Source organism: Moorena sp. SIO4A1, assembly GCF_010672065.1.
In the GTDB taxonomy this organism is placed as follows: Bacteria; Cyanobacteriota; Cyanobacteriia; order Cyanobacteriales; family Coleofasciculaceae; genus Moorena.
This window is the reverse complement of record NZ_JAAHHX010000427.1, coordinates 1-1,904: the sequence shown is the minus strand read 5'-3', so window position 1 is coordinate 1,904 and position 1,904 is coordinate 1. Positions and strand designations below refer to the sequence as shown.

The 1,904-nt window shown below is 45.0% G+C and carries 3 protein-coding genes; 1 reads left to right on the top strand and 2 read right to left on the bottom strand.

The window, feature by feature from the left end:
* A partial coding sequence (locus F6K53_RS39020; protein WP_293085254.1) for a hypothetical protein occupies positions 1–190 on the bottom strand: 190 nt, incomplete at its 3' end.
* 143 nt (positions 191–333) lie between these two features.
* Here F6K53_RS39020 and F6K53_RS39015 point away from each other — a divergent pair.
* The gene (locus tag F6K53_RS39015; RefSeq protein WP_293085251.1) at positions 334–1,482 is read left to right on the top strand and encodes a transposase; all 1,149 of its coding nucleotides are present in this window, start codon (positions 334–336) and stop codon (positions 1,480–1,482) included.
* A 255-nt stretch (positions 1,483–1,737) separates the two neighbouring features.
* Here F6K53_RS39015 and F6K53_RS39010 read toward each other — a convergent pair whose 3' ends face one another.
* The gene (locus F6K53_RS39010; protein WP_293085257.1) at positions 1,738–1,890 is read right to left on the bottom strand and encodes a DUF4351 domain-containing protein; all 153 of its coding nucleotides are present in this window, start codon (positions 1,888–1,890) and stop codon (positions 1,738–1,740) included.
* Between the last annotated feature and the right edge of the window lie 14 nt (positions 1,891–1,904).

Below are 1,904 nucleotides of genomic sequence, written 5' to 3'. Positions count from 1 at the left end.
TGTTGAAGGTTAGTTGGTTGAAGGTTAGTTGGTTGAAGGTTAGTTGGTTGAAGGTTAGTTGGTTCTTCGCCCCGTATTCGGTGTAGGCTAGGTTAGCTCCTTTGCCTAAATCCCAAGCAGCCACAACTGGTGCAACAGCGTCAATTGCTACTCGTCTTACCCAAGAGGTATTGGGCTGGTTGACTGACAAAAAATGAAGTCAAAAGTGCTCAAATACTTATCTGGAGAGAGATAGCCGCCCTTGACTAAAGTGAGTGGGAGCCAGCATTCTAAGGATAGAAACCACTCATACCCAAGGAATGCTGTGAAAAAAACTCCCGTCTATACAATGCCTTGAAGAGCTGGATAGATCAACCCAGTGACTGGGCTCACCTGAGCCACCTGACAACCTGTTTGTGGATGGTGGTGGCCGTGATCAAAACAGGGGAGGTAAATTTGACCCGTTGGATTCCTGAGATTCCATGTAGAGGCCAATATGCCCAAAGCAAGCAACGCCGGATGCAACGCTGGCTGCATAATGCTCGAATTAACATCCATCGATTGTACAAACCTTTGATTCAAGCAGCTTTGGCGGATTGGAAGGATGACACTATTTATTTGAGTTTGGACACCTCACTGTTCTGGGATCAATATTGCCTGGTGCGATTGGTTGTGGTGCATCGGGGACGAGCCTTGCCTGTGGTCTGGCGAGTGCTCGAACATCGCAGTGCTTCTGTATCCTTCAACGATTATCGCGAGATGTTGCAACAAGCCATACACCTCTTGCCCAAAGGGGTTAAGGTCGTTTTACTGGCAGATCGAGGCTTTGTCCACACCGATTTAATGAAAGCCATGACAACCCAATGGGGCTGGCACTATCGGATTCGTTTGAAAAAGGACAGTTGGATTTGGCGAGCCGGAAAAGGATGGTGTCAGCTTAAAGATTTCCATTTCAAGCGAGGTGAAGCCCTCTGCTTTCACAATGTCAAACTCCACAAGGAGTACTGGTATGGTGGGGTCCATCTCGTCTTCGGTCGTAACAATGTCAATGGTGAGTTTTGGGCCATTGTTAGTGATGAAAAGACCACTCTTAAATCCTTTCAAGAATATGGATTGCGCTTTGATATCGAGGAAAATTTCTTGGATGACCAGTCCAATGGTTGGAATGTGCAAAAATCCCAAATTCGCTCAGTTCCTGCTTTATCTCGGCTATGGTTCATCCTGGCAGTTGCTACGTTATATGTCACAGCCCAAGGGGTTGAGGTCGTTGAAACAGGTAAACGTCGATGGGTAGACACACACTGGTTTCGAGGAAACAGCTATTTTCGGATTGGTTGGGAGTGGGTCAAAGCCTCGTTGGAAAATGGCTGGAGACTGATTCGTCGGGTTCGTTTTACGAGTAATCATGATCCTGACCCAGTGATGGCCTCACGAACACAACATGATAAACGACGGTATCGACTGGAATTCAAAATACAAACGTACGAGTACGTGCTTGATTAGTTTTGTCAGTCAACCAGGGTATTTACAGATGTTATCGTAGGCCAAGGCAAATTGTTCAAAGTTAATACTATCTCAGACACTGTATTAAATCTGAACCATAAAATTTATTGCACCTGGATCTTGTTTATTGAGTCAAGTTATGATACCGGAGCAATTTTGATTTAGATAAGATCTAAAAAAGACCTGATCTAATCAGGTCTTATCAAAATCATGTTCCCACGAAAAATCCTAGGGGTGAACACTAACAGTTCAATCTCAGCCGTGCTCCAACCAAACCGCTAAATCCGTTACTGTCTCAAAATTCAACAACGCTTCACTCAATTCCTCCAATCGAGTAATCGATAATCCCTCAATCTGCTGTTGGAGCACAGGGTCAAGTAAACCTAACCTCAGGGTTAGCAAACGCATCACAACTAATAGGA